This window comes from Bacteroides sp. 3_1_23 (assembly GCF_000162555.1).
In the GTDB taxonomy this organism is placed as follows: domain Bacteria; phylum Bacteroidota; class Bacteroidia; order Bacteroidales; family Bacteroidaceae; genus Bacteroides; species Bacteroides ovatus.
The window spans coordinates 656,928-683,530 of sequence record NZ_GG774955.1 but is presented as its reverse complement, the minus strand read 5'-3'; the positions used below and the strand labels follow the sequence as shown (position 1 = coordinate 683,530).

Sequence of the window (26,603 nt, the reverse complement as noted above, 5' to 3'; positions counted from 1 at the left end):
AACACACATTTTGACCATGAAGAAAAGTATTTCTCTTCTTCTTTTGTCCTTGCTAATGATTACCCCCAGTTGCCAGAAGACAAAAGAAGCGGCGAACGAGTACAACATCGTTCCCAAACCCAACCAGATTCTTCCACAGGAAGGACGCTTTGAACTAAACAACAAAGTCTGCCTCGTAGTTCTCTCGGATGCTCCGGAAGTAAAAAGCATTGCCGACAGCCTGGCCGAACAACTAAAACTGACAGCAGGAATCTCCTTGAAAGAAGCTGAAAGTGCAGATGGAAAAACGGCGATCTCTTTTGTTGTACAGGAAGGTATGCCGAAAGAAGGTTATAAATTATCGGTCACTCCCAGTCTCATTACACTCACCGCTTCCCAGCCAAACGGATTCTTTTATGGAGTGCAGACTCTTTATCAGTTACTCCCTCCGGCAATTTACGGAAAGCAGTTGGATAAGAAAGCTGACTGGTCGGTTCCTGCCGTAGAAATTGAAGATTCACCCCGTTTTGTTCATCGCGGACTCATGTTGGATGTTTGCCGCCATTATGTACCGATTGACTACATTTACAAGTTTATCGACTTACTGGCTATGAACAAGATGAATGTCTTCCACTGGCATTTGACAGACGATCAGGGATGGAGAATCGAGATCAAGAAATATCCCAAATTGACGGAAATCGGTTCCAAACGTGAAAAGACATTAGTAGACTATTACTATGTAAACTATCCGCAAGTATTCGACGGAAAAGAACATGGAGGTTATTATACACAGGAGCAAATCAAAGATGTAGTGGCTTATGCTGCAAGTAAATACATCAATGTTGTTCCCGAAATAGAAATGCCGGGACATGCATTGGCTGCACTTGCCGCCTATCCGGAATTGTCATGCGACTCTACACAGACTTACAAAGTATCTCCTACCTGGGGAGTATTCGAACAGGTATTCTGTCCGAGTGAAACGACTTTCAAATTCTTTGAAGGAGTGATGGATGAAGTAATAGAATTATTCCCCAGCGAATACATTCACATCGGTGGCGACGAATGTCCCAAGACAGCATGGAAGAATAGTGCTTTCTGCCAGCAGTTAATCCGTCAGTTGGGATTGAAAGATGATACGACTCCCAGTAAGATAGACGGAATAAAGCACAGCAAAGAAGATAAGTTGCAGAGCTATTTCGTTACCCGTATGGAGAAATACCTGAATAGCAAAGGCAAAAACATCATTGGCTGGGATGAAATTCTCGAAGGTGGTCTGGCTCCCAATGCGACTGTTATGTCATGGCGCGGTGTAGAAGGCGGTATGAACGCAGCCAAAGCAGGGCATAATGCCATCATGACTCCGAATCCTTATGTATATCTGGACTACTATCAGGAAGAGCCGGAAATTGCTCCGACTACTATTGGCGGATACAATACCTTGAAGAAAACATATAGCTATAACCCTGTTCCGGACGACGCTGACGAGCTTGCCAAGAAGCATATCATCGGAATACAAGGTAATATTTGGAGAGAATATATGCAGACTTCAGAACGTACAGACTACCAGGCTTTCCCACGTGCAATGGCTATCGCCGAAACGGCCTGGACACAAAACGCAAACAAAGACTGGAAGAATTTCTGCGAACGGATGGTGACTGAATTTGAACGTTTGAAAGTTATGAACACCCAACCTTGTCTCAACTTCTATGACGTAAATATAAATACGCACGCAGATGAAAACGGCCCTTTAATGGTATTGCTGGAAAGTTTCTACCCGAATGCGGAAATCCGGTATACAACGGACGGCAGCGAACCGTCCAAAGTGTCCATCTTATATGAAAAGCCTTTCGTTCTTGAAGGTAATATCGACCTGAAAGCCGCTGCTTTCAAAGACGGAAAGATGTTGGGCAAAGTAGCTCACAAGCCACTGTATGGCAATTTATTGACAGGAAAGTCCTATACGGTTAATTATACGATGGGATGGACAGGCGATATATTCGATGAAAACGATGTATTAGGAGCTGACAAAACCACCTTTGGACTGACCAACGGCAAACGAGGCAATAATGCTTCTTATACTCCGTGGTGTAGTTTTGGCATCGTGGAGGGTAAGGACTTGGAATTTATCGTTCATCTGGATAAACCGACACAAGTCAGCAAAGTTATTTTCGGTTCTTTATTCAATCCTGCCATGAGAATTCTTCCTGCAGGAGGAGTTGCTGTAGAAGTATCAGCAGACGGCAAGCAATACACACGGATAGCCGAAAAAGCTTTGAAACACGATTATCCGGAAACAGGAAGAATTGCATTCACCGATTCCATTGAATTTGAACCGGCACAGGCTACATTCCTGAAAGTCAAAATCAAGAATGGCGGCACACTGCGTAATGGTGTCAACTTTGAAAAGAATAACGGGCCGGAAATCATTCCTGCCGAATTATGGATAGATGAAATAGAAGCGTATTAACCAAAGACAATCGACAAATATTGTTCGAAAAGCTTTGAGTTTATAAAATAAAGGGGAGCAAGACTCCCCTCTCAACAAAATCACCCACGCTACAGATTAAACTCTAGCGTGGGTGATTTTCATATTCATAAGGGTTTTAATACCCTCCTATGGTCGGATATAAACCGGATTAAATGAGTCCTTTGGCAGAAAGATAACGTTCTGCTTCCAAAGCAGCTTTGCAACCACTTCCCGCAGCCGTAATAGCCTGACGATAATGCGGATCGGCAACATCTCCTGCCGCAAAAACTCCGGGAACTTTTGTACGAGGACTATCACCTTCCGTGATGATATAACCCACTTCGTCCGTATCAACATATTCTTTAAATATTTCAGTATTCGGTTGATGTCCGATAGCCAGGAAGAAACCGTCGATAGGCAAGCTGTAACGTTCTTCATCCGGTTCGCCCCAACGTTTCACCAGATTTACACCTTCTACCCCATTGTCGCCAAACAAACCAACTGCGTTGTGTTCAAAAAGAACTTCTATTTTCTCGTGGTTCATTACTCGTTCCTGCATAATCTTCGATGCGCGCAGGAAAGGTTTGCGGACAATCAGATATACTTTGGATGCAAGTCCGGCAAGATAAACAGCTTCTTCACACGCTGTATCACCGCCACCGACTACAGCTACAACTTTCTTACGATAGAAAAATCCGTCACAAGTAGCGCAAGCACTTACCCCCATTCCGGCATATTTCTTCTCATCCTCCAGTCCCAGATATTTAGCAGTAGCTCCGGTAGCAATAATCAATGATTCTGTTTCAATAACCTTATCACCGTCGATTGTTATTTTATAAGGAGCTTTGCTCAAATCGGCCGCCGTAGCAATACCGAAACGAATGTCTGTTCCGAAACGGCTTGCTTGTGCACGCAAGTCTTCCATCAACTGCGGACCACTGATTCCTTCCGGATAACCGGGGAAGTTCTCCACATCCGTAGTAGTAGTCAACTGGCCACCCGGTTGCAATCCTTCATAAAGTACCGGACATAAATTTGCACGTCCTGCATAAATCGCTGCCGTATATCCGGCAGGTCCTGAACCTATAATCAGGCATTTTACTTTTTCTATTTCTGCCATTTTAATTTATCTTTTTCGTTTTGTTATAAACGTATATTATCTCAAATCTATCACTTCCGCATTGGGATATTGCTTTTTATCAAACGTAAAAACCTGATCCGCATAATTCTGCTTTGTCTGATAACTTGTAATGGTTATCTCATTACGTGTCTGTTGACCACGCTGTTGAAGCAAAATATACAAAGGTTCATAAGTATCCTTCGTCACAAAAAGAGTGATACGTTCCAACTCCTGTTTCTTATCTCTGGCAGTCAAAACGACTTCCCAAACAGCTTTTCCACGATACATCTTAGTTGCTCCCAACTTATAAGAGAATCCTTTCTGATACATATATAGAAATGTATACGGATTAATCTGCTGCAACTCTTCCTGTGTCGGATTGCTGACGTTCACTTCATCATTCTTTGTCATATAACTCCACTGCGTTTTTCCATCAAACCAAGTGATGATATCCGACGTTTTCAGTACGAATTTCTCTCCTTTCAACTGAATCGTTCCATTTTCAACACCTTCTACCAGACCGTTCGTCACAGCCTTTACAGTAAAATCGGCCTTTACACCACCTGCTTTACGAAACGCCTCTGCCGTCTTATCAAGAATGACTTTAGCCTGCGACTGCTGTTGTTGGGCAATCACAGGCAAAGACAGTAAAGCTATTAAAACACTAAAAATGTATTTTCTCATTTGATTAATAAACGAACGGTTACTGTAAATTGTTCAATCGCATTTCAAGATCATTATCATCCATGCACAAGACATCGCGTGCCTTGCTTCCCTGGGTAGGGCCTACGATTCCCGCTTTTTCGAGTTGGTCCATAATACGTCCGGCACGGTTGTAACCGATAGCGAATTTACGCTGAATTAACGAAGTGGAACCTTGCTGATGGATCACTACCAGTCGGGCTGCATCTTCGAACAACGGATCAAGCCGTCCCATATCAATATCTCCTACTTCACTACCACCATCTTCGCTCACGAACTCTGGCAGGAAGAACGGAGTAGGATAACTTTGCTGACGGGCAATAAACTTCGTAATTTCCTCCACTTCCGGCGTATCGATAAAGGCACACTGCACACGCACCGGATCGGCTCCCTGCAAGAAGAGCATATCCCCCTTACCAATCAAACGGTTAGCACCCGGACGGTCGAGAATAGTACGGGAGTCCATCATGGCAGATACACGGAATGCGATACGTGCCGGGAAGTTGGCTTTGATCGTACCTGTAATAATATTAGTAGTCGGACGCTGTGTAGCGATAATCATGTGGATGCCGACAGCACGCGCCAACTGTGCAATACGGGCAATCGGAAGTTCCACTTCCTTACCGGCGGTCATAATCAAATCTCCGAACTCGTCAATCACCACTACGATATACGGCATAAACTTATGTCCCTTTTCCGGATTCAGGCGGCGGTTGATAAATTTCTCGTTATATTCTTTGATATTACGCACATGTGCCATCTTCAAAAGGTCATAACGGGTATCCATCTCCACACAAACCGAGTTCAGGGTTTGCACTACTTTCGTTACGTCCGTAATAATCGGTTCGCCTCCATCAGGAAGTTTGGCAAGGAAGTGATTTTCAATCACCGAATAGATGCTGAATTCTACTTTCTTCGGGTCGACCAGTACAAACTTCAATTCTGCCGGATGCTTCTTATATAATAAGGAAGTGATAATGGCATTCAAACCGACTGATTTACCCTGACCGGTTGCACCTGCCACCAATACGTGCGGCATCTTGCAAAGGTCGAACATAAAGACTTCGTTCGTGATCGTCTTACCCAATACAATAGGCAAGTCATATTTGGATTCCTGGAATTTCTTGCTTCCGATCACACTCTGTCCGGAAACAATCTTCGGATTCTTGTTCGGTACTTCAATACCGATGGTTCCTTTACCCGGTATCGGAGCAATAATACGGATACCATCAGCGGAAAGGCTCAATGCGATATCATCTTCCAAACCACGGATTTTAGAAATACGTACTCCCTGTTCCGGAGTAATTTCATATAGAGTTACCGTAGGTCCCACGGTTGCTTTAATCGTACTGATTTCGATTCCGAAGCTGCGCAATGTATTGATGATGCGGTCTTTATTTGCATTCTGCTCGTCCATGTCAATCGTCGGATCATCATTTTCAAAATGCTTCATCAAATCGATAGTCGGGAAACGGTAGTTTTCCAAGTCCTTAGTAGGATTATATGGTTCGAGTTCAGGTCCCTGGTATTCTTCTTCCGAAGCTGCCGGTTCCACCTCAAATCCGGGTTCCGCCTCTTCCAAAGAGTCTTCCTGCACAATAGGAGCAGGATTGGAAACAGTCGGTTCAAATACCATAGTCACTCCTTCACTTTCGTCAGATACGGAAATATCTTCCTTTTCCGGTTTATTAATAGGAAAGTCGTCTTCAGGTTCTTCAGCCTGAATATCCATCACTGGTGCCGGAGGAGGTGTCTGTTTATACGTCCGTTTCAAATTGAACTCCACTTCTTGCGGTTGGGACGTCGTAAATTCCGGATCGCCTTCTCCTTCCGGAACATTCTCCTTTTCTTCTTTCTTTTCGCGTTTCAGGAAACTCAATGCGAAAAGTTTACGCAACCAGATGACGGTACGTGCACTTATATATATGAAGAAGCAGATAGCGGTTATCAACAGGATCATCCACACACCGGGTACTCCAACTTGCGAGATCAACCAACGACTGACATTATATCCGTGCATACCTCCCAAATAAATGAAGGAATCCTGATAATGATCCATAAAGGCAAATCCGAAGAATACGGAGAACCAGACCAGCAAGAGTGTGCAGCCGATAAACCACTTCCACAGACGTACAACACGTACACGCATTAACTTCAATCCTGCCACTGCCAAGAAAACAAGTATGAAGAAAGAAGAAACACCGAAACAGTCATTAATCAGATAACTGGCCAACTGCGCTCCGCGTGAACCTGCATAATTCTTCACCTGATTATTAACAGCCGCCAAATCTGCCGAACTGCCACTATCAATAATACTTTGATCGGCAGCCCCCGTGAAGAAGAAGGAAGAAAAAGCCAACAACAGGTAAACGGAAAAGATGACCAGCATCAATCCAATCACAAAATGAACAGTTTCATTCTTACATACAGCCACAATTTTACTGGGGGAAGAGGGAGTGCGTTCCGCCTCCTTATCTAATTTCTTCTTTGCCATGAGTCTTTAATTCTTTTTTATAAAACAGGAATGAGATTCTAAGCTGCAAAAATAATAAAAAAATAACGAGCACTACGCTCATTCAATCCTTTTTCTTACCTTTGCGTTTCAAATCAATATAGATCATGGAAAAAGAAAGCCAAACGATATTTGATAAAAACGTAATTGAGTTCGTAACGGTAGCTGCCGAATTTTGTGCATTTCTCGAACGTGCCGAACGCATGAAGCGCAGCACTTTCGTTGATACATCATTAAAAATACTTCCCCTGCTCTATCTCAAAGCATCTATGCTGCCCAAATGTGAGACTATCGGGGACGAAGCACTTGAAACGTATGTCACAGAAGAGATTTACGAAATTCTGCGTATCAACCTTTCCGGATTGATGGCTGACAAGGATGATTATCTGGACGTATTCGTGCAAGATATGGTGTATAGCGACCAGCCTATCAAGAAGTCTATATCGGAAGACCTGGCCGACATTTATCAGGATATTAAAGATTTCATATTTGTCTTCCAACTGGGACTGAACGAAACAATGAATGATTCATTGGCCATCTGCCAGGAAAACTTCGGTACACTGTGGGGACAGAAACTGGTAAACACACTTCGTGCCCTTCATGACGTGAAATACAACCAGGAAGAAGAAGAGGAAGTAGGTAATGAAGAAGGATTTTACGAACCAAGCGACGACAACGATTGTTGTGAAGAAGATGGCTGTCATTGCCACGATGATGATTGCCACTGTCACGAAGACGGTTGCCATTGCCACGATGATGAATTAAAATAGAAATGATTGTAAGAAGAACCATAGATAAAGATGAACTAAAAGAACTCCCGAAAACAGTCTTTCCGGGACGTATTTATGTTATCCAGTCGGAAGCTGAAACGGAAAAAGCAGTAGCTTACCTCCAATCCAGACCAGTGATAGGTATCGACAGCGAAACTCGCCCTTCCTTTACCAAAGGACAATCGCACAAAGTAGCACTTCTCCAGATTTCTTCCGAAGAATGCTGTTTCTTATTCCGGCTCAATATGACGGGATTGACCCAGCCATTGGTTGACTTGTTAGAAAATCCGGCTGTAATCAAAGTGGGACTTTCACTGAAAGACGACTTTATGATGCTGCACAAACGTGCACCTTTCACCCAACAAAGCTGTATCGAATTACAGGACTATGTGCGTCAATTCGGAATACAAGACAAAAGTCTGCAAAAGATTTACGCCATCTTATTCAAAGAAAAAATATCCAAATCACAACGCTTGTCCAACTGGGAAGCTGATGTATTAAGTGACGGACAGAAACAATACGCTGCTACCGATGCATGGGCATGCCTCAATATCTACAATCTGTTGCAAGAACTGAAACAGACGGGAGATTGGGAGGTTTCTCCGCTGACAGCTACTGTCTCTCCCGCGGAAGAAGTGATAAGTAATAAAATAAGTGATTAATAACCAATAATAAAACGATCTGAAGCCCTCCCCCTTGGGAGAGGGTTGAGGAAAGACTACATTATGCATAAAGTATATCTCAAACCTGGTAAAGAAGATTCTCTTAAGAGATTCCACCCCTGGATTTTTTCCGGTGCTATCGCTCGTTTTGACGGAGAGCCCGATGAAGGTGAAGTTGTAGAAGTGTACACCTCAAAAAAAGAATTTATTGCCGAAGGACATTTCCAGATCGGAAGTATTGCTGTGCGCGTACTGTCTTTCCGCCAGGAACCTATCGATCACGATTTTTGGAAACGCAAACTGGAAATTGCATACGATATGCGCCGCAGTATCGGCATCGCCACTAATCCGACCAACAACACTTACCGTCTCGTTCACGGTGAAGGAGACAATCTCCCCGGACTGGTGATTGACGTTTATGCCAAAACCGCTGTTATGCAGGCACACTCTGCAGGAATGCATGTAGACCGCATGACAATTGCCGAAGCTTTATCCGAAGTAATGGGTGACAAGATCGAAAATATCTATTATAAATCAGAAACAACTCTTCCTTTTAAGGCAGACCTTTTCCCCGAAAACGGTTTTCTGAAAGGAGGAAGCAGTGATAATATCGCACAAGAATATGGCTTGAAGTTCCATGTGGACTGGCTGAAAGGTCAGAAGACCGGATTCTTTGTAGATCAGCGTGAAAACCGTTCTTTGCTGGAACGTTACGCCAAAGACCGTTCGGTACTGAATATGTTCTGCTACACCGGCGGATTCTCATTCTACGCCATGCGCGGAGGTGCGAAACTCGTGCACTCTGTCGACAGTTCAGCCAAAGCGATTGATCTAACTAACAAAAACGTGGAATTAAACTTCCCCGGTGATTCCCGCCACGAGGCGTTTGCCGAGGATGCTTTCAAATATCTCGACCGCATGGGCGACCAATATGATTTAATCATCCTTGATCCGCCCGCATTCGCCAAACATAAAGATGCACTGCGGAATGCTTTGCAAGGTTACCGTAAACTGAACGCCAAAGCATTCGAGAAAATCAAACCGGGCGGTATCCTGTTTACTTTCTCTTGTTCGCAAGTGGTAAGCAAAGACAATTTCCGTACTGCCGTATTTACCGCAGCAGCCATGTCAGGGCGTAGCGTACGCATTCTACACCAGCTGACTCAACCGGCCGACCATCCGGTAAACATCTATCATCCCGAAGGAGAATATCTGAAAGGATTGGTACTCTACGTAGAATAACCGGCCGGAACCAAGTTTCCATTCGGATATCAGACATTTCTCCGGAAGTATGGCTGATTAGAGAGGGCAGTAACAGAAAAACGGAAGATTCAAAGTTAATTAGAGTTAACAAATAGAAGATTTTCGAGAAAACATTATGTTGTATAACATAAACCCTATATCTTTGCACTGTGTTTTTCATGGTATTAGATTTAAGGTTAACAAAGATTGGCTGTCTGGGATAGATAGCCTTCTTTTTTTTATACCCCCTTCATTTGTTTTTTCACACCCAAATCTCATCTTTTCTTCGCATTTATGCCATTTTTATCCCCTTTTTATCAAATTACTTATCCACCTATTCAACGAAAATATTATATTTGCAAGGTTTATGAATGTGAAGAGAAACACCAATTAAAAAAGTCATGAGTATAAAAGTTCGTTTGATTATTATGAACTTCCTGCAATTCTTTGTATGGGGGTCATGGTTAATATCATTAGGTGGTTATATGGGAAGAGAACTTCATTTTGAAGGAGGACAAATCGGAGCCATTTTCGCCACCATGGGGATTGCCTCTTTGGTAATGCCGGGTATTATCGGTATTATTGCCGATAAATGGTTTAATGCAGAACGTTTATACGGACTTTGCCATATTGCAGGAGCAGGATGTCTCTTCTACGCTTCCACCGCAACGGGATACGACCAGATGTATTGGGCCATGTTACTCAACCTGTTGGTATATATGCCCACTTTATCCCTCGCCAACACGGTATCGTACAATGCACTGGAGCAATACAAATGTGACCTGATTAAAGACTTCCCTCCTATCCGCGTATGGGGAACAATCGGTTTTATTTGTGCCATGTGGGCTGTCGACCTTACCGGATTCAAGAATTCAAGTGCACAACTTTATGTAGGAGGTGCTTCCGCATTGCTACTCGGACTTTATTCATTTACGCTCCCGGCCTGTCGACCGGCTAAATCTGAAAACAAATCATGGCTCTCCGCTTTCGGACTGGATGCGCTGGTGTTATTCAAGAAAAAGAAAATGGCTATTTTCTTCCTTTTCTCCATGCTTCTAGGTGCAGCATTGCAGATTACGAATACTTACGGCGACCTTTTCCTAGGCAGTTTTGCCAGCATCCCTGAATATGCAGATTCTTTCGGAGTGAAACATTCAGTCATCCTGTTATCCATTTCACAGATGTCCGAAACATTGTTTATTCTTGCCATACCTTTCTTCCTGCGTCATTTCGGAATCAAACAAGTCATGCTAATCAGTATGTTCGCTTGGGTGTTCCGATTCGGACTGTTCGGTTTTGGAGATCCGGGATCGGGACTATGGATGCTAATCCTTTCCATGATCGTTTATGGTATGGCCTTTGATTTCTTCAACATTTCCGGTTCGTTGTTTGTTGAACAAGAAGCCAATTCTTCTATCCGTGCCAGTGCACAGGGCTTGTTCTTTATGATGACTAATGGATTGGGAGCCATTATGGGCGGATATGCCAGCGGTGCGGTAGTTGATGCATTCTCTGTATATGCCGACGGCAGACTGGTGAGCCGCGAATGGATGGACATCTGGCTGATCTTTGCCGCTTATGCGCTGGTGATCGGCATTTTGTTTGCCTTGGTATTCAAGTACAAACACCAGCAGGAGAGTAAAACAAATTAAGTAAAAGAGAACGATGGACAAAAAGGTAGAATTACAAGTTATAAATATCACGAACAGCCAGGCGCAAGTAGGCGCGTTTGCAATGCTATTAGGCGAGGTGGACGGTGAAAGGCAACTGCCTATCATCATCGGTCCAGCGGAAGCCCAGGCTACCGCTCTATATCTGAAAGGAGTGAAAACTCCCCGTCCGTTGACACATGATTTATTTATAACAAGTCTTACTATACTGGGAGCCAGCCTGATACGTGTATTAATTTACAAAGCAAAGGATGGTATTTTCTACTCCTATATTTACCTCAAAAAAGACGAAGAGATTATACGTATCGACGCACGGACTTCAGACGCAGTTGCCCTGGCAGTGCGTGCCGACTGCCCGATTCTTATTTATGAATCTATTCTTGAACAGGAATGTCTTCACATGTCGTCAGAAGAAAGAACCCGTTCTGAAGAAACAGACAACGACGAAGGGGCTGAAGAAGAACATGATTTGCCCGGTGCTACTTCCAGAACGCTTGAAGAAGCACTGGAACAGGCTATTAAAGATGAGAATTACGAGTTAGCCGCGCAAATACGCGATCAAATCAATTCAAGAAATAAAAATCAGTAAGTAATATTATGCACGTATTTTATACTCCCGATATACAGAAAAGCAACGAGCTTCCCGAAGAGGAAGCACAACACTGTATCCGTGTTCTGCGGCTAAGTATCGGAGACGAAATCACGCTTACCGACGGTAAGGGTGACTTCTACAAAGCTGAAATTACTGTTGCAACCAACAAACGTTGTTTCGTAAACATCAAAGAAACCATTTTTCAGGAACCGTTATGGCCGTGCCATTTACACATTGCCATGGCACCGACGAAGAATATGGACCGCAACGAATGGTTTGCAGAGAAAGCTACCGAAATAGGTTTTAACGAACTGACTTTCCTCAACTGCCGTTTCTCGGAACGTAAAGTCATCAAGACCGAACGGATTGAAAAGATTCTGGTATCAGCCATCAAACAATCTCTCAAGGCACGACTGCCAAAATTGAACGAAATGATTGAGTTCGATCAGTTCATCAGGCAGGAGTTTAAAGGACAGAAGTTTATCGCCCACTGTTATGAAGGGGAGAAACCTCTATTGAAGAATGTTCTGAAACCAGGAGAAGACGCCCTTGTTCTGATAGGTCCCGAGGGAGATTTCAGTGAAGAAGAAGTGAAGAAGGCCATCGAACGGGGATTCGTACCGATTAGTCTCAGCAAATCACGGCTCCGTACAGAAACAGCGGCATTGGTGGCCTGCCACACGCTGAATCTGCAAAATCAATAACAGCAGTAAATGTCTGAATCAATGATTATACAACTTTTAAATAACATAAGTATGGCAAAGAAAACGATTTCACGACTCTCGGTACTGGCAGTACTGATTGTTTTTCTGGCAGCATGTTCCAAAACATCGGAATATACAAATGTGATACCGGCTGACGCTTCGGTAGTTGCCTCTATCAACCTTAAATCCCTCGCAAGCAAAGCGGGATTGGATGATAAAGAGAATGAAGCTGCTAAACAAAAAGTACTGGAAGCACTGAAAAGCGGAATGAATGCGGCCACATTCCAACAACTGGAAAAGGTTATGAAGAATCCGGGCGAATCGGGAATCGATGTTGAATCTCCATTCTATGTGTTCTCTTCATCTTCTTTCCCTTATCCTACTGTTGTAGGTAAAGTGAACAATGAAGATAAGTTGCATGCTTCACTCGACGTGATGGCAAAAGAACAGATCTGCCAACCGGTAGGCGAAGCTGACGGTTACAGTTTTACAACGATGAACAGCGGTTTGCTTGTTTTCAATAGTTCTACTATATTGGTAGTCAATGTCAGCGGAACAACTCAAACTGATAAAGCCAAAGAAGCCATTACTAATTTGTTGAAACAGACAGCAAGCAATAGTATCGTGAAATCAGGAGCTTTCCAGAAAATGGAGAAACAGAAAAGTGATATTAACTTCTTTGCTTCCATGACAGCTATTCCTTCAACCTACCGCGATCAGATAACCATGGGATTACCTACTGAAGTGAAAGCGGAAGACATCACTCTGATAGGAGGACTGAACTTTGAAAAAGGAAAGATTGCCCTCAAAACAGAAAACTATACTGAAAACGAAGCAGTGAAAGCTCTCCTAAAAAAACAAATGGAATCTGTTGGAAAAGCGAACAATACTTTCGTTAAATACTTCCCGGCTTCTACCCTGATGTTCTTCAACGTAGGTGTAAAAGGAGGCGAACTGTATAACCTGTTGAGCGAAAACAAGGAATTCCGCAACACAGTATCTATCGCAAAGGCAGACGAAGTAAAAGAGTTGTTCAGCTCGTTCAATGGTGATATTTCTGCAGGATTAATCAACGTTACGATGAGCAGTGCTCCCACTTTCATGATGTACGCTGACGTGAAGAACGGCAATGCTCTTGAAATGATTTACAAGAACAAGGAATCATTGGGATTGAAGAGAGGGGAAGATATCATGCAACTTGGCAAAGACGAATATGTCTACAAGACAAGAGGCATGAATATATTCTTCGGCATCAAGGATAAACAAATGTATGCAACCAATGATGAGTTACTCTACAAAAACGTAGGTAAAGCTGCCGACAAATCAGTCAAAGATGCTCCTTATGCATCGGATATGAAGGGAAAGAGCCTATTTATAGCAATCAATGCCGAAGCAATCCTCGATCTGCCTATCGTTAAAATGGTAGCAGGTTTCGGAGGACAGGAAGCTAAGACATATATTGAACTGGCCAACAAGGTTTCTTACCTATCCATGAGTTCGGAAGGAGAAGTCAGCGAGATCGACCTTTGCCTGAAAGACAAAGATGTAAATGCCCTCAAACAAATTGTAGACTTTGCCAAGCAATTTGCCGGCATGTAATAAATGTATAAACCAACGGTATGAATAGTATTCACTTACAGCAAACACTTCCCCAAGTGTTTGCTGACCGTAATTCGGTGACTTCGGACGTATGGCATCAGGATCTTTTCTTCCGGAAAGGAGAAATGTATCTGATCGAAGCAGCTTCCGGCACCGGCAAATCTTCGTTGTGCAGCTATATCTATGGCTACCGCAACGACTATCAGGGGATTATTAATTTCGATGAAACCAATATCAAAGCATACTCCGTGAAGCAATGGGTCGACCTGCGAAAGCATTCACTAAGTATGCTTTTTCAGGATTTACGCATCTTCACCGAACTTAGCGCTCTTGAAAATGTGCAATTGAAGAATAACCTCACCGGATGCAAAAAGAAAAAAGAAATCTTATCGTTCTTCGAACAACTGGGGATCGCAGATAAAATAAATGTGAAAGCCGGCAAGCTATCTTTCGGACAGCAACAGCGCGTCGCCTTTATCCGGGCGCTCTGCCAGCCGTTCGACTTTTTATTTCTGGATGAACCGATCAGCCACCTGGACGATGATAACAGCCGCATCATGGGTGAACTTATCATTGCCGAAGCAAAGGCACAAGGAGCCGGAGTGATCGCCACTTCCATCGGTAAACATATCGAGTTGCCTTACAGCCATACACTTCAACTGTAGTAAGCTGGTTAATAACAAGTAGCAGGTAATGAACAACCTCTTTTCACAGCATCATTTCAAATCGTAAATCGTAAATTGTAAAATCGTAAATAAAATGCCAACTCTTGTCTGGAAGCTTCTCCGCCAACATATCAGTATCGGTCAATTAGCCGGTTTCTTTTTAGCCAACCTATTCGGCATGATGATTGTATTGCTTAGCGTACAGTTTTATAAAGATGTCATTCCGGTATTCACCGAAGGAGACAGCTTTATGAAAAAGGATTTCATCATAGCTACAAAGAAAATCAGTGCTCTCGGTTCTTTTGCAGGAAAGAGTAATACATTCTCTGCCGAAGAAATTGCGGATCTGAAAAAGCAACCGTTTACCAAAACAATAGGAGCTTTCACTCCTTCTCAATTCAAAGTTTCAGCAGGATTGGGAATGAAGGAAGCCGGTATTCATCTTTCCACAGATATGTTTTTTGAGTCTGTTCCCGATGAGTTTGTCGACATCAAACTCGATAAATGGCATTTCGATGAAAACACACATACCATACCCATTATCATTCCGCGCAACTATCTGAACCTTTATAACTTCGGTTTTGCGCAAAGCCGCAGCCTCCCCAAACTATCGGAAGGGTTAATGAGTCTGATTCAAATGGATATTATGATGCGTGGCAACGGACGGGTGGAACAGTACAAAGGAAACATTGTCGGTTTTTCCAATCGTCTGAATACGATTCTTGTTCCCCAGTCCTTTATGAAATGGGCTAATGAGAATTTCGCACCGAATGCAGAAGCCCAACCGGCACGATTGATTATCGAGGTCAGCAATCCGGCAGATTCCGCCATCGCCAGTTATTTTCAGAAGAAAGGATATGAAACGGAAGATGGTAAGCTGGATGCCGGAAAAACAACTTATTTCCTCCGTCTTATCGTAGGTATTGTATTGGGAGTGGGTTTATTTATCAGTATCCTTTCATTCTATATACTGATGTTGAGCATCTTCCTGCTTTTACAAAAGAATACAACCAAGCTGGAAAGTCTATTACTAATCGGATACAGTCCCAACAAGGTAGCATTGCCTTATCAGTTGCTCACGGTAGGATTGAACGTTATTGTGCTTGTATTATCCATCGGATTAGTCTCCTGGTTGCGCAGTTATTACATAGACAGCATCCGCATCCTATTTCCACAGCTGGAAACCGGATCATTATGGGCAGCAATCAGTATGGGTATTCTATTATTTATCGTTGTATCGGTGATTAACATACTGGCAGTAAAAAAGAAAGTGCTTTCGATCTGGATGCACAAATCATAGATGTAGAATCAAACACATAACGTATGAAAAACAAAACTACATTTTCTATCCATAGAGGCTTAATAGCTTTCTTTTTCGGAATACTGTTCTGTTTTGCCCCATTGTCAGGGCAAAACATACAAGATACAATTATTGCGTATTTTAATCTACTGGAAAAAGTCCCACAGGAGAAACTCTACTTACATCTGGACAAGCCCTTTTATGGGGCAGGAGAAAAAATATGGTTCAAGGGATATCTGGTAAACTCTGTTACACATCAAGGTAATACACAAAGCAACTTCATCATTACAGAGCTTGTCAACCGTTCCGACTCTATTGTAGAACGGAAAAAGATCCGCAGAGATTCATTGGGTTTTCATAATGCTTTCACCCTCCCTCCCACTCTCCCTGCAGGTGATTATTATTTGCGGGGATATAGCAACTGGATGCTTAATCAGGAACCGGAATTCTTTTATTCACGCAATCTGAAAATCGGTAATTCGATTGATAATACGATTGTTTCAAATATTGAGTATCAGCAAGAAGACGAATCACATTATACAGCCAAGGTAAGATTTACCAGCAATACCCAAGAGGCTTTCGGAAATACTGCCATCCGCTACCGCTACATTGAAAACGGAAAGATTAAAGATAAAGGTAAAAGAAAGACAGACGAGAATGGGTTGATTTCTATTTCCCTGCCGGATTTGAAGCCTATTGCCACACGCCACATTGAAGTAGAGTTCGATGATCCCCAATATATTTATAAAAAGACTTTCTATCTGCCTTCGTTTACAAAAGACTTTGATGTTAAGTTCTTCCCGGAAGGAGGTGCTCTCCTGACCGTTGCTCATCAGAATATAGCTTTCAAGGCTCAAGGATCGGATGGCTTTTCTACAGAAATAGAAGGATTCCTGTTCGATGCCAACGGAGACACATTGACAGCTTTCCGCTCGGAGCATGACGGCATGGGAGTTTTCACACTGAATCCGACTGTGGGAAACTCTTACTATGTGATTGCCAAATCCGGTGACGGTATCAGTAAACGATTCGACCTCCCAGCTGTAGAAGAAAAAGGAATCACACTTTCCATGACACATTATAAAAAGGAAATCCGTTACGAAATCCAGAAAACAGAAGCTACCGAATGGCCTCAAAAGTTATTCTTGATTGCGCACACTCGTGGAAAGCTGGTCATCCTGCAGCCAGTCAGTATCGACAGGACTTTTGGAAGAATGAACGACAGTTTATTCAACGCAGGCATCACCCATTTCATGCTGATCGACCAACAGGGCAACGCACTTAGCGAACGCCTGGTTTTCATACCCGACCGGAATCCGCATCAATGGCAAATTCTTGCAGATAAGCCGACATACGGAAAAAGAGAAAAGGTATCCCTGCAAATTTCAGCAAAAGACGATAACGGTACTCCGGTAGAAGGTAGTTTTTCCATCAGCATTACCGACAGAAAGAGTATCCGCCCGGATTCGCTTGCTGACAATATCGTATCGAATTTTCTATTGACCTCCGACTTAAAAGGATATGTAGAAAATCCCGGATATTATTTTTTGCAGCAAGACCTCCGGACTCTCCGCACGGTAGACTTCCTGATGATGACGCACGGATGGCGCAGACACCATATCCAGAATGTACTGACTGCACCTTCAATGAACCTCACCAACTATATGGAAAAGGGGCAAACTATCAGCGGACGTATCAAAGGTTTCTTTGGAGGTAACGTTAAGAAAGGACCTATTTGTATTCTGGCTCCCAAACAGAACATCATCGCCACTACCACCACAGACGAAAAAGGAGAGTTTATCGTGAACACATCTTTCAGAGATAGCACGACTTTCCTTGTTCAGGCACGTACCAAAAGAGGATTTGCCGGAGTGGACATCGTGATTGACACTCCTCAATACCCGGCAACTTCGCACAAGTCTCCTTTCCATGATGGAACAGCAACGTTTATGGAAGATTATTTGCTCAACACCCGCGACCAATATTACATGGAAGGTGGAATGAGAGTGTACAATCTGAAAGAAGTGGTAGTCACTGGAAGTCGTAAAAAGGCCAGTTCAGAAAGTATTTACACAGGAGGTATCAACACCTACACGATCGAAGGGGACAGACTGGAAGGATTCGGTGCACAAACAGCTTTTGATGCAGTCACCAGACTTCCGGGCATTAGCGTGACAAATGGAAATGAAATACATATCCGCAACAATCCCGAGCAACCTGTCATTGTTGTTGACGACGTGGTGTATGAAGACGATAACGACATCCTGACCATGATACAAACCAGTGATATGTCGAGCTTGAGCCTTCTTCGCGGTGCCGATGCAGCGATCTTAGGTTCCCGCGGTTCGGCAGGTGCTATCGTTATTACGCTGAAAGACGGCAAAGAGATCCCGGCAAGACCGGCACAGGGCATTATCACATGTACTCCACTGGGGTACAGCGACTCGGTCGAGTTCTATCATCCTACTTATGATACGCCTGAAAAGAAGAATGACCAACGCTCGGATTTACGAAGTACGATCTATTGGAATCCTACCCTTCAACTGGATGCTAATGGAAAAGCAACCATCGAATACTATACTCCGGACAGCACTGCACCGGAAGATATAACCATAGAAGGCGTGGATAAAAACGGAAAGGTATGCCGGATAGTACAAACGATCAACAACAGATAAATGTGGAAAAGATTTTGAATGTCAGGTTTATAGACTTACGCAAGTAAGCACAACTCTATTAAGGCACCTTTATCTTTATTCTATCAAGCAGGTATACATCTGTTAAGCTACCGATATCATTCATTCACCACGGCCGTGGAGAACTAACAAGAGCGGTACTTTAGCTGAACAATAAAGGCACTCTAGCTGAACAATGCCAGTATCTTTAAGCTACTTTACCCGTATCTCCGTGTTATTCTATCAGCATACTAGAGTTATCACACCTGATTTTTCAACACAACCTTAGTGGTAATATAACGTAAAAACATACAGATATACAGAAGTTATCACAAAAATAGCATCATGATAAAAAAGGAGATAAACAACTGTTTATCAAATAGCTATACTATTTAATCAGCAAAAACAAAGCTGACAATAAAAAACAAGACCTTTATTGTCAGCCTATTGTCAGCTCCTATCATCAGCCATATTCCACTAAAAATCAAAAGATTAGCCACTACCCTGACAGATTGACAATAAAAACAACACAAATATTATAGTAGATAATATCAGATGGCGGTATTCTCATACACTTCATTATTATTAGATTGAATACCACCAATTAGAGGTTAAAATGCAAATTAACCTTCCCTATCCCCTTATTAATCTTGATAAAAAAGCGATTGAATACCAAACAGGTTAAAAATATTTCGTAATTTTGCAGATATAAAAGAATGAAGCTATGCCGGACTATGATTTAATCGCCATACTCGGACCTACAGCCTCGGGTAAAACTCCCTTTGCCGCTGCCTTGGCCTATGAACTCAACACAGAAATTATCAGTGCCGATTCCCGTCAGATATATAGAAGAATGGATCTCGGTACAGGAAAAGATTTGGCCGACTATACCGTAAACGGACGTACAATCCCCTATCATCTGATTGACATTGCAGACCCCGGATATAAATACAATGTGTTTGAATATCAACGTGATTTCTTGAATTCTTACGAAAGCATCAAACAAAAAGGCTATCTTCCCGTTTTATGTGGAGGGACAGGTATGTATCTGGAATCCGTGTTGAAAGGATATAAACTGATGCCCGTACCGGAAAATCCGGAATTGCGTAACCGTTTGGCAAATCATTCGCTGGAAGAGTTGACGGAAATGATAAGTCAATACAAGGCTTTGCATAACTCCACCGATGTGGATACCATGAAACGGGCGATACGGGCGATAGAAATTGAAGAGTATTATGCAGCCCATCCGGTTCCCGAAAGGGAATTTCCGGAACTGAACAGTCTCATCATCGGAGTGGACATTGACCGGGAACTGCGCCGTGAAAAGATCACCCGCCGATTGAAACAACGATTGGATGAAGGAATGGTGGACGAGGTAAGACGATTGATCGAACAGGGAATTGCACCGGACGATCTCATCTACTATGGACTGGAATACAAATACCTGACATTATACGTCATAGGCAAACTGACTTATGCAGAAATGTTCAACGGTTTGGAGATAGCCATCCATCAGTTTGCCAAGCGACAAATGACCTGGTTCCGCGGCATGGAAAGAAGAGGATTTACGATCCATTGGATGAATGCAGAGCTGCCGATGGAAGAAAAGATAGCTTTTGTAAAAGAGAAACTGCAAGGGAATTAGTATCTTTGGCAGTTATTATAGTGCGATTTTTAATACACAATAGGATAGATAAACAAATATGAGTGTAGAACCGAAGAAATGGGGAGTGATTTACAACCCAAAAGCTGGTACCCGAAAGGTAAAGAAGCGCTGGAAAGAAATTAAGGAGTACATGGACAGTAAAGGTGTAGACTATGACTATGTACAATCCGAAGGTTTCGGTTCGGTAGAGCGTCTCGCTAAAATTTTGGCCAACAATGGTTATCGCACGATTGTCATTGTGGGAGGTGATGGGGCATTGAACGATGCCATCAATGGCATTATGCTATCCGATGCCGAAGACAAAGAGAACATCGCCCTCGGCATGATTCCGAACGGTATCGGAAATGACTTCGCCAAATATTGGGGACTTAGCACCGAATACAAGCCGGCTGTCGACTGTATCATCAATCATCGGTTGAAGAAAATAGATGTAGGCTACTGCAACTTCTACGACGGAAACGAACACCAGCGTCGCTATTTCCTCAATGCCGTTAATATCGGACTGGGAGCACGAATCGTTAAAATCACCGATCAGACCAAACGTTTCTGGGGGGTGAAGTTCCTTTCATACGTTGCTGCCCTGTTCTCCCTCATTTTCGAACGGAAGCTCTACAGAATGCATCTCCGCATCAATGATGAACATATCCGTGGACGCATCATGACCGTATGTATAGGCAGTGCCTGGGGATGGGGACAAACTCCCAGTGCCGTTCCATACAACGGATGGCTGGATGTATCTGTAATCTACCGCCCGGAATTCCTGCAAATTATTTCCGGACTATGGATGCTGATTCAGGGAAGAATCCTGAATCACAAAGTGGTGAAAAGCTACCGGACGAGAAAAGTAAAGGTACTCCGGGCACAGAATGCAGCGGTGGATTTGGACGGGCGTTTGTTGCCTAAACATTTTCCTTTAGAAGTAGGCGTGCTCCCGGAAAAGACAACGCTTATCATCCCCAACTAATCAGGATCACTCCCCCCAAGGAGAGAGACATATACTCACAATCTAATTGATAATTTGTAATTGGTAAATAATAAAATGATAGAACTTAAGAACAACCCCACCGGCAACTTTTTCCTGTTGGCCGGTCCGTGTGTGATAGAAGGTGAAGAAATGGCAATGCGCATTGCCGAACGAGTAGTAAAGATCACCGAAGCACTGCAAATACCTTATGTATTCAAAGGTTCTTACCGTAAGGCAAACCGCTCACGTCTGGATTCGTTTACCGGCATTGGCGATGAGAAAGCACTCAAAGTATTGAGAAAGGTACATGAGACTTTCGGAGTCCCCACCGTAACCGATATCCATACCGCAGATGAAGCTGCAATGGCAGCCGAATACGTGGACATACTTCAAATCCCGGCTTTTCTTTGTCGCCAGACCGACTTGTTGGTTGCCGCAGCCAAAACCGGAAAAACGATTAACATCAAGAAAGGACAGTTCCTTTCACCGCAGGCAATGCAGTTTGCTGCCGACAAAGTGGTGGAAGCCGGAAACAAGAATGTGATGCTTACCGAACGTGGAACAACTTTCGGCTATCAAGATCTTGTTGTAGACTACCGTGGTATCCCCGAAATGCAGTCATTTGGCTATCCGGTGATTCTGGATGTCACTCACTCCTTGCAGCAACCCAACCAAACCAGTGGGGTAACAGGAGGAATGCCGCAGTTGATAGAGACTGTCGCCAAAGCAGGTATCGCCGTAGGTGCCGACGGAATATTCATCGAAACACATGAAAACCCTGCCGTAGCCAAAAGCGATGGTGCCAATATGTTAAAGTTAGACCTTCTGGAAGGACTGTTAACTAAGCTAGTCAGGATACGGGAAGCTATAAAATAACTCTTTTCCCTGTCTATTTGTGATTTACAACCAAGCACAACGACAAATAACACAGAAATATTTATTTAAACTAAATAGAACATGAAACATTTATTACGTGGATTATTTATTGCAGTCCTTTTTATATGCTGCAATTTCCAGCTCGCACTTGCACAACCCATGCAAGAGTTACCTGTGGACAAGAATGTTCGTATCGGTAAACTAGACAACGGGCTTACCTATTACATTCGCCACAACGCCCTTCCCGAAAAACGAGTTGAATTCTACATCGCCCAGAAAGTAGGTTCCATTCTTGAGGAACCACAACAACGTGGTCTGGCACACTTTCTGGAGCACATGGCTTTCAACGGAACAAAGCACTTCCCAGGTGATGAAACCGGACTTGGCATCGTGCCCTGGTGTGAAACAAAAGGTATCAAATTCGGCACGAACCTGAATGCATATACCAGTGTCGACCAGACGGTGTACAACATCAGCAACGTACCAACTGAAAATATAAACGTGGTAGACTCTTGTCTGCTGATCCTTCACGACTGGTCGAACGCTATCAACCTTGCCGACAAGGAAATTGACAAAGAGCGTGGTGTTATCCGCGAAGAATGGAGAAGCCGCAACAGTGGTATGCTTCGCATCATGACTGATGCACAGTCGACTCTGTATCCGGATTCTAAATATTCAGACTGTATGCCTATCGGAAGTATTGATGTTATCAACAACTTCCCTTATCAGGATATCCGCGATTATTATGCGAAATGGTATCGTCCGGACTTACAAGGAATCGTTATTGTAGGTGATATCAATGTAGATGAAATTGAAGCTAAACTGAAAAAGGTATTTGCAGATGTAAAAGCTCCGGTAAACCCGGCCGAACGTATCTACTATCCAGTGGCAGATAATCAGGAACCGCTTATCTATATCGGTACAGACAAGGAAGTGAAGAATCCTTATGTGAACATCTTCTTCAAACAAGACGCTACACCGGATTCTTTGAAAAACACCATTGCTTATTATGCTACTCAGTATATGGTCAGCATGGCTATGAATATGCTGAACAACCGTTTGAACGAACTCCGTCAAACCGCTAATCCTCCTTTCACTAGTGCAAGCGCAGAATATGGAAACTATTTCCTTGCCAAGACTAAAGAAGCACTCGCACTTGATGCAAGCAGCAAAATAGACGGTATCGATTTAGCAATGAAAACTGTTTTGGAAGAAGCGGAACGTGCACGCCGCTTCGGATTTACCGCTTCAGAATATGAACGCGCACGCGCCAACTATTTGCAAGCCGTAGAATCTGCTTACAACGAACGTGAAAAGACTAAAAGTGGTTCTTACGTCAACGAATACGTTAACAATTTCCTTGAAAAAGAACCGATTCCGGGAATTGAAGTTGAATATACACTGGTAAACAAACTGGCTCCGAATATCCCTGTAGAAGCTGTCAATCAGGTGATGCAACAACTAATCACTGACAACAATCAGGTGGTTTTGCTGGCCGGTCCGGAAAAAGAAGGAGCAAAATACCCTACTAAAGAAGAAATTGCTGCTTTATTGAAACAAATGAAGTCATTCGATCTGAAACCTTATGAAGATAAAGTTTCTAACGAACCGCTGATCTCTGAAGATATTAAAGGCGGTAAGATTGTTTCTGAAAAAGCTGGCGAAATCTATGGTACAACTAAGTTGGTACTTTCCAACGGCGTAACCGTATATGTGAAACCAACTGATTTCAAGGCTGACCAGATTGTAATGAAAGGTGTAAGCTTCGGTGGTACCAGCGTATTCCCGAACGAAGAAATTATCAATATCTCTCAATTAAACGGAGTAGCTCTAGTAGGTGGAATCGGTAATTTCAGCAAAGTAGATCTGGGTAAAGCTTTGGCTGGCAAACGTGCAAACGTAGGTGCGGGTATCGGCAACACTACGGAAACTGTTTCCGGTAGCTGTGCCCCGAAAGACTTTGAGACAATGATGCAGCTTACTTATCTGACTTTCACTTCTCCGCGTAAGGATAACGAAGCATTCGAATCTTACAAGAACCGTTTGAAAGCCGAACTTCAAAATGCGGACGCTAACCCGATGACTGCTTTCAGTGACACTATTACAAGCGTACTATACGGTCACCATCCACGTGCTATCAGAATGAAAGAAAACATGGTAGACCAGATCGACTATGACCGTATTCTTGAAATGTACGAAGACCGCTACAAAGATGCAAGTGACTTCACTTTCTTTCTGGTAGGAAACGTAGACTTGGCTACAATGAAACCGTTAATCGCTAAATATCTGGGAGGTCTGCCATCTATCAATCGTAAAGAGACTTTCAAAGATAACAAGATGGATATCCGCAAGGGAGAGATCAAAAATGTATTTGCAAAGGCACAGGAAACTCCGATGGCTACCATCATGTTCCTTTATAGCGGCACTTGCAAATATGACTTGCGCAACAATGTCCTGCTTAGCTTCTTAGATCAGGCTCTGGATTTGGTTTACACTGCTGAAATCCGTGAAAAAGAAGGAGGTACATACGGTGTAAGCTGCAACGGAAGTCTTGGTAAATACCCGAAAGAGGAACTTGTTCTTCAGATTGTATTCCAAACTGACCCTGCCAAGAAAGATAAATTGTCTGCTGTTGTTGTAGAACAACTTCACAAAATGGCAAAAGAAGGTCCGTCTGCCGAACACATGCAGAAGATCAAAGAATATATGCTGAAGAAGTATAAAGACGCCCAGAAAGAAAACGGCTACTGGCTTAATAATATGGACGAATACCTCTACACGGGTGTGGATAATACAAAAGACTATGAAAAGTTGGTCAACAGCATCACAGCAAAAGAAGTGCAAGACTTCCTCGCCAAATTGCTGAAACAGAACAACGAAATTCAAGTCATCATGACCGTGCCGGAAGAAAACAAATAAAAATTCTCTAGTATATCTACTGAATGATGATATTCAACGAATTACGCAAACATGGAAGGCTTGCCGCCAAACGGCATCCGATGTATGAAAAGAACAAAGTTGCTAAAATACTCGGTTATGTCATGGGCGCATTCTGGGCCGGTTACCTGATATTCTTCGGTACGACGTTCGCGTTCGGATTTTCTGATATGGTTCCTAACCGGGAACCATATCATGTGATGAACGCAGTGGTTCTGATCTTTATCCTGGCACTGGACTTTCTGTTGCGTGTTCCGTTTCAAAAAACACCGACGCAGGAGGTAAAACCTTACCTCCTGCTGCCGGTTAAACGAATTCGTGTCATCGACTTCTTACTGATCCGCTCGGGACTAAGCCTGTTCAACCTGTTCTGGTTGTTTCTGTTTGTCCCTTTTTCCTTCATCACTATTACCAAGTTTTTCGGTATCCCCGGTGTCATCACCTATCTTATCGGTATCTTGCTATTGATTATTGCCAATAATTACTGGTACTTGCTTTGCCGCACTCTTATCAACGAACGTATTTGGTGGATTCTATTACCTATCGCTTTCTACGGTGGAATAGGCTGCCTTCTTTTTATTCCCGAAGATAGTCCTCTCTTCTATTTCTTCATGGATCTGGGAGACGGATACATACAGGGCAACATTCTCTATTTTCTCGGCACCATACTTGTGATTGCCATTTTATGGTTGATTAACCGCAAGATCATGTCCGGACTTATCTATGCAGAGCTGGCAAAAGTAGAAGATAGTCAGATTAAACATGTCTCCGAATATAAATTCTTCGAACGCTACGGGGAAGTTGGCGAATATATGAGGCTGGAACTGAAAATGCTTTTACGCAACCGCCGCTGCAAAGGTGCATTACGCAATATCGCAATTGTAGTGGTGGCTTTCTCCGTCGCACTTAGCTTTTCCAGTGTCTACGACGGGAATTTCATGACTTCTTTCATCTGTGTATACAACTTTGCCGTATTCGGAATGATTATCCTTTCACAGATTATGTCATTCGAAGGTAATTACATTGATGGCCTGATGTCTCGTAAAGAATCAATTATGAGTCTACTGAAAGCCAAATATTACACATACAGCATTGGCGAAATCATACCTTTCATACTCATGATTCCCGCCATCATCATGAATAAACTCACTTTACTGGGCGCCTTCGCCTGGTTTTTCTATACCATCGGCTTTATTTATTTCTGTTTTTTCCAACTGGCTGTCTACAACAAACAGACGGTCCCCTTAAACGAGAAAGTGGCAAGCCGACAAACGAATAGCGCTATACAGATGGTGGTTAATTTCGCTGCTTTCGGTGTGCCTCTCATCTTATACAGTCTATTAAATGCATTTTTAGGTGAAACAATCACTTACATTATTCTGTTAGTTGTCGGTCTCGGATTTACCCTGACTTCTCCTTTATGGATTAAAAATGTATATCATCGTTTCATGAAACGGCGATACGAAAACATGGAAGGCTTCAGAGACAGCCGCCAATAAACGCT

The 26,603-nt window shown here is 43.1% G+C and carries 19 protein-coding genes; 16 read left to right on the top strand and 3 right to left on the bottom strand.

Going from position 1 to position 26,603, the window contains the following annotated elements; all coding sequences use genetic code 11:
* Positions 1–16 precede the first annotated feature (16 nt).
* Complete coding sequence (locus HMPREF9010_RS04220; RefSeq protein ID WP_008650929.1) at positions 17–2,446, top strand: beta-N-acetylhexosaminidase; 2,430 nt, start codon at positions 17–19, stop codon at positions 2,444–2,446.
* A 169-nt stretch (positions 2,447–2,615) separates the two neighbouring features.
* Here the strand turns inward: HMPREF9010_RS04220 and trxB are convergent, their stop codons facing one another.
* From trxB to HMPREF9010_RS04235, 3 genes are read right to left on the bottom strand one after another with little or no spacing between them, the layout of a single operon-like run.
* The gene (gene trxB, locus HMPREF9010_RS04225; RefSeq protein ID WP_004309849.1) at positions 2,616–3,566 is read right to left on the bottom strand and encodes a thioredoxin-disulfide reductase; all 951 of its coding nucleotides are present in this window, start codon (positions 3,564–3,566) and stop codon (positions 2,616–2,618) included.
* A 36-nt stretch (positions 3,567–3,602) separates the two neighbouring features.
* Positions 3,603–4,250 (bottom strand): LolA-like putative outer membrane lipoprotein chaperone, encoded by a 648-nt coding sequence (locus tag HMPREF9010_RS04230; RefSeq protein ID WP_004309851.1) that lies wholly within the window; start codon positions 4,248–4,250, stop codon positions 3,603–3,605.
* Positions 4,251–4,269: 19 nt separating this feature from the next.
* The gene (locus HMPREF9010_RS04235; RefSeq protein ID WP_008650926.1) at positions 4,270–6,762 is read right to left on the bottom strand and encodes a DNA translocase FtsK; all 2,493 of its coding nucleotides are present in this window, start codon (positions 6,760–6,762) and stop codon (positions 4,270–4,272) included.
* A gap of 125 nt (positions 6,763–6,887) precedes the next feature.
* Here HMPREF9010_RS04235 and HMPREF9010_RS04240 point away from each other — a divergent pair, with 125 nt between their 5' ends.
* From HMPREF9010_RS04240 to HMPREF9010_RS04310, 15 genes are all read left to right on the top strand, one after another.
* The gene (locus HMPREF9010_RS04240; RefSeq protein ID WP_008650924.1) at positions 6,888–7,550 is read left to right on the top strand and encodes a DUF5063 domain-containing protein; all 663 of its coding nucleotides are present in this window, start codon (positions 6,888–6,890) and stop codon (positions 7,548–7,550) included.
* Between the two features lie 2 nt (positions 7,551–7,552).
* Positions 7,553–8,212 (top strand): 3'-5' exonuclease, encoded by a 660-nt coding sequence (locus HMPREF9010_RS04245; protein ID WP_004301815.1) that lies wholly within the window; start codon positions 7,553–7,555, stop codon positions 8,210–8,212.
* 63 nt (positions 8,213–8,275) lie between these two features.
* Positions 8,276–9,454 carry a class I SAM-dependent rRNA methyltransferase gene (locus HMPREF9010_RS04250; RefSeq protein WP_004304613.1) on the top strand — a complete coding sequence of 393 codons (1,179 nt, stop codon included), beginning with the start codon at positions 8,276–8,278 and terminating at the stop codon, positions 9,452–9,454.
* Between the two features lie 401 nt (positions 9,455–9,855).
* Positions 9,856–11,106 (top strand): nucleoside permease, encoded by a 1,251-nt coding sequence (locus HMPREF9010_RS04255; protein WP_008650911.1) that lies wholly within the window; start codon positions 9,856–9,858, stop codon positions 11,104–11,106.
* A 13-nt stretch (positions 11,107–11,119) separates the two neighbouring features.
* Positions 11,120–11,713, top strand: a complete 594-nt coding sequence (locus HMPREF9010_RS04260; RefSeq protein WP_008650909.1) for a bifunctional nuclease family protein — start codon at positions 11,120–11,122, stop codon at positions 11,711–11,713.
* An 8-nt stretch (positions 11,714–11,721) separates the two neighbouring features.
* A complete protein-coding gene (locus HMPREF9010_RS04265) occupies positions 11,722–12,420 on the top strand; it encodes a 16S rRNA (uracil(1498)-N(3))-methyltransferase (RefSeq protein WP_008650907.1) in 699 nt (232 codons plus the stop codon).
* A gap of 51 nt (positions 12,421–12,471) precedes the next feature.
* Positions 12,472–14,019: a DUF4836 family protein gene (locus HMPREF9010_RS04270; protein WP_004304609.1), complete on the top strand. Its 1,548-nt coding sequence runs from the start codon at positions 12,472–12,474 to the stop codon at positions 14,017–14,019.
* 20 nt (positions 14,020–14,039) lie between these two features.
* Positions 14,040–14,684, top strand: coding sequence for an ATP-binding cassette domain-containing protein (locus tag HMPREF9010_RS04275; protein WP_004301808.1), 645 nt, complete (start codon positions 14,040–14,042; stop codon positions 14,682–14,684).
* Positions 14,685–14,778: 94 nt separating this feature from the next.
* Complete coding sequence (locus HMPREF9010_RS04280; RefSeq protein WP_004320882.1) at positions 14,779–15,984, top strand: hypothetical protein; 1,206 nt, start codon at positions 14,779–14,781, stop codon at positions 15,982–15,984.
* Between the two features lie 23 nt (positions 15,985–16,007).
* Entirely contained in the window at positions 16,008–18,659 is a 2,652-nt protein-coding gene (locus HMPREF9010_RS04285) for a TonB-dependent receptor plug domain-containing protein (RefSeq protein ID WP_008650898.1), read from the top strand.
* 721 nt (positions 18,660–19,380) lie between these two features.
* On the top strand, positions 19,381–20,301 hold the full coding sequence (gene miaA / locus HMPREF9010_RS04290) for a tRNA (adenosine(37)-N6)-dimethylallyltransferase MiaA (protein WP_008650896.1): 921 nt from the start codon (positions 19,381–19,383) through the stop codon (positions 20,299–20,301).
* A 58-nt stretch (positions 20,302–20,359) separates the two neighbouring features.
* Positions 20,360–21,286, top strand: a complete 927-nt coding sequence (locus HMPREF9010_RS04295; RefSeq protein ID WP_004301802.1) for a diacylglycerol/lipid kinase family protein — start codon at positions 20,360–20,362, stop codon at positions 21,284–21,286.
* A 75-nt stretch (positions 21,287–21,361) separates the two neighbouring features.
* A complete protein-coding gene (gene kdsA, locus HMPREF9010_RS04300) occupies positions 21,362–22,162 on the top strand; it encodes a 3-deoxy-8-phosphooctulonate synthase (RefSeq protein WP_008650894.1) in 801 nt (266 codons plus the stop codon).
* An 81-nt stretch (positions 22,163–22,243) separates the two neighbouring features.
* A complete protein-coding gene (locus HMPREF9010_RS04305; RefSeq protein ID WP_008650893.1) occupies positions 22,244–25,081 on the top strand; it encodes a M16 family metallopeptidase in 2,838 nt (945 codons plus the stop codon).
* A 23-nt stretch (positions 25,082–25,104) separates the two neighbouring features.
* Positions 25,105–26,598: a DUF5687 family protein gene (locus tag HMPREF9010_RS04310; RefSeq protein WP_004304601.1), complete on the top strand. Its 1,494-nt coding sequence runs from the start codon at positions 25,105–25,107 to the stop codon at positions 26,596–26,598.
* The last annotated feature ends 5 nt before the right edge of the window (positions 26,599–26,603 follow it).

Coding starts and splice junctions, on each gene's coding strand:
- HMPREF9010_RS04270 (WP_004304609.1), top strand. CDS start 12,472: ATGGCAAAGAAAACGATTTCACGACTCTCGGTACTGGCAGTACTGATT.
- HMPREF9010_RS04240 (WP_008650924.1), top strand. CDS start 6,888: ATGGAAAAAGAAAGCCAAACGATATTTGATAAAAACGTAATTGAGTTC.
- HMPREF9010_RS04230 (WP_004309851.1), bottom strand. CDS start 4,250: ATGAGAAAATACATTTTTAGTGTTTTAATAGCTTTACTGTCTTTGCCT.
- miaA (WP_008650896.1), top strand. CDS start 19,381: ATGCCGGACTATGATTTAATCGCCATACTCGGACCTACAGCCTCGGGT.
- trxB (WP_004309849.1), bottom strand. CDS start 3,566: ATGGCAGAAATAGAAAAAGTAAAATGCCTGATTATAGGTTCAGGACCT.
- HMPREF9010_RS04305 (WP_008650893.1), top strand. CDS start 22,244: ATGAAACATTTATTACGTGGATTATTTATTGCAGTCCTTTTTATATGC.
- HMPREF9010_RS04295 (WP_004301802.1), top strand. CDS start 20,360: ATGAGTGTAGAACCGAAGAAATGGGGAGTGATTTACAACCCAAAAGCT.
- HMPREF9010_RS04275 (WP_004301808.1), top strand. CDS start 14,040: ATGAATAGTATTCACTTACAGCAAACACTTCCCCAAGTGTTTGCTGAC.
- HMPREF9010_RS04235 (WP_008650926.1), bottom strand. CDS start 6,762: ATGGCAAAGAAGAAATTAGATAAGGAGGCGGAACGCACTCCCTCTTCC.
- HMPREF9010_RS04250 (WP_004304613.1), top strand. CDS start 8,276: ATGCATAAAGTATATCTCAAACCTGGTAAAGAAGATTCTCTTAAGAGA.
- HMPREF9010_RS04220 (WP_008650929.1), top strand. CDS start 17: ATGAAGAAAAGTATTTCTCTTCTTCTTTTGTCCTTGCTAATGATTACC.
- HMPREF9010_RS04285 (WP_008650898.1), top strand. CDS start 16,008: ATGAAAAACAAAACTACATTTTCTATCCATAGAGGCTTAATAGCTTTC.
- HMPREF9010_RS04280 (WP_004320882.1), top strand. CDS start 14,779: ATGCCAACTCTTGTCTGGAAGCTTCTCCGCCAACATATCAGTATCGGT.
- HMPREF9010_RS04260 (WP_008650909.1), top strand. CDS start 11,120: ATGGACAAAAAGGTAGAATTACAAGTTATAAATATCACGAACAGCCAG.
- kdsA (WP_008650894.1), top strand. CDS start 21,362: ATGATAGAACTTAAGAACAACCCCACCGGCAACTTTTTCCTGTTGGCC.
- HMPREF9010_RS04245 (WP_004301815.1), top strand. CDS start 7,553: ATGATTGTAAGAAGAACCATAGATAAAGATGAACTAAAAGAACTCCCG.
- HMPREF9010_RS04265 (WP_008650907.1), top strand. CDS start 11,722: ATGCACGTATTTTATACTCCCGATATACAGAAAAGCAACGAGCTTCCC.
- HMPREF9010_RS04310 (WP_004304601.1), top strand. CDS start 25,105: ATGATGATATTCAACGAATTACGCAAACATGGAAGGCTTGCCGCCAAA.
- HMPREF9010_RS04255 (WP_008650911.1), top strand. CDS start 9,856: ATGAGTATAAAAGTTCGTTTGATTATTATGAACTTCCTGCAATTCTTT.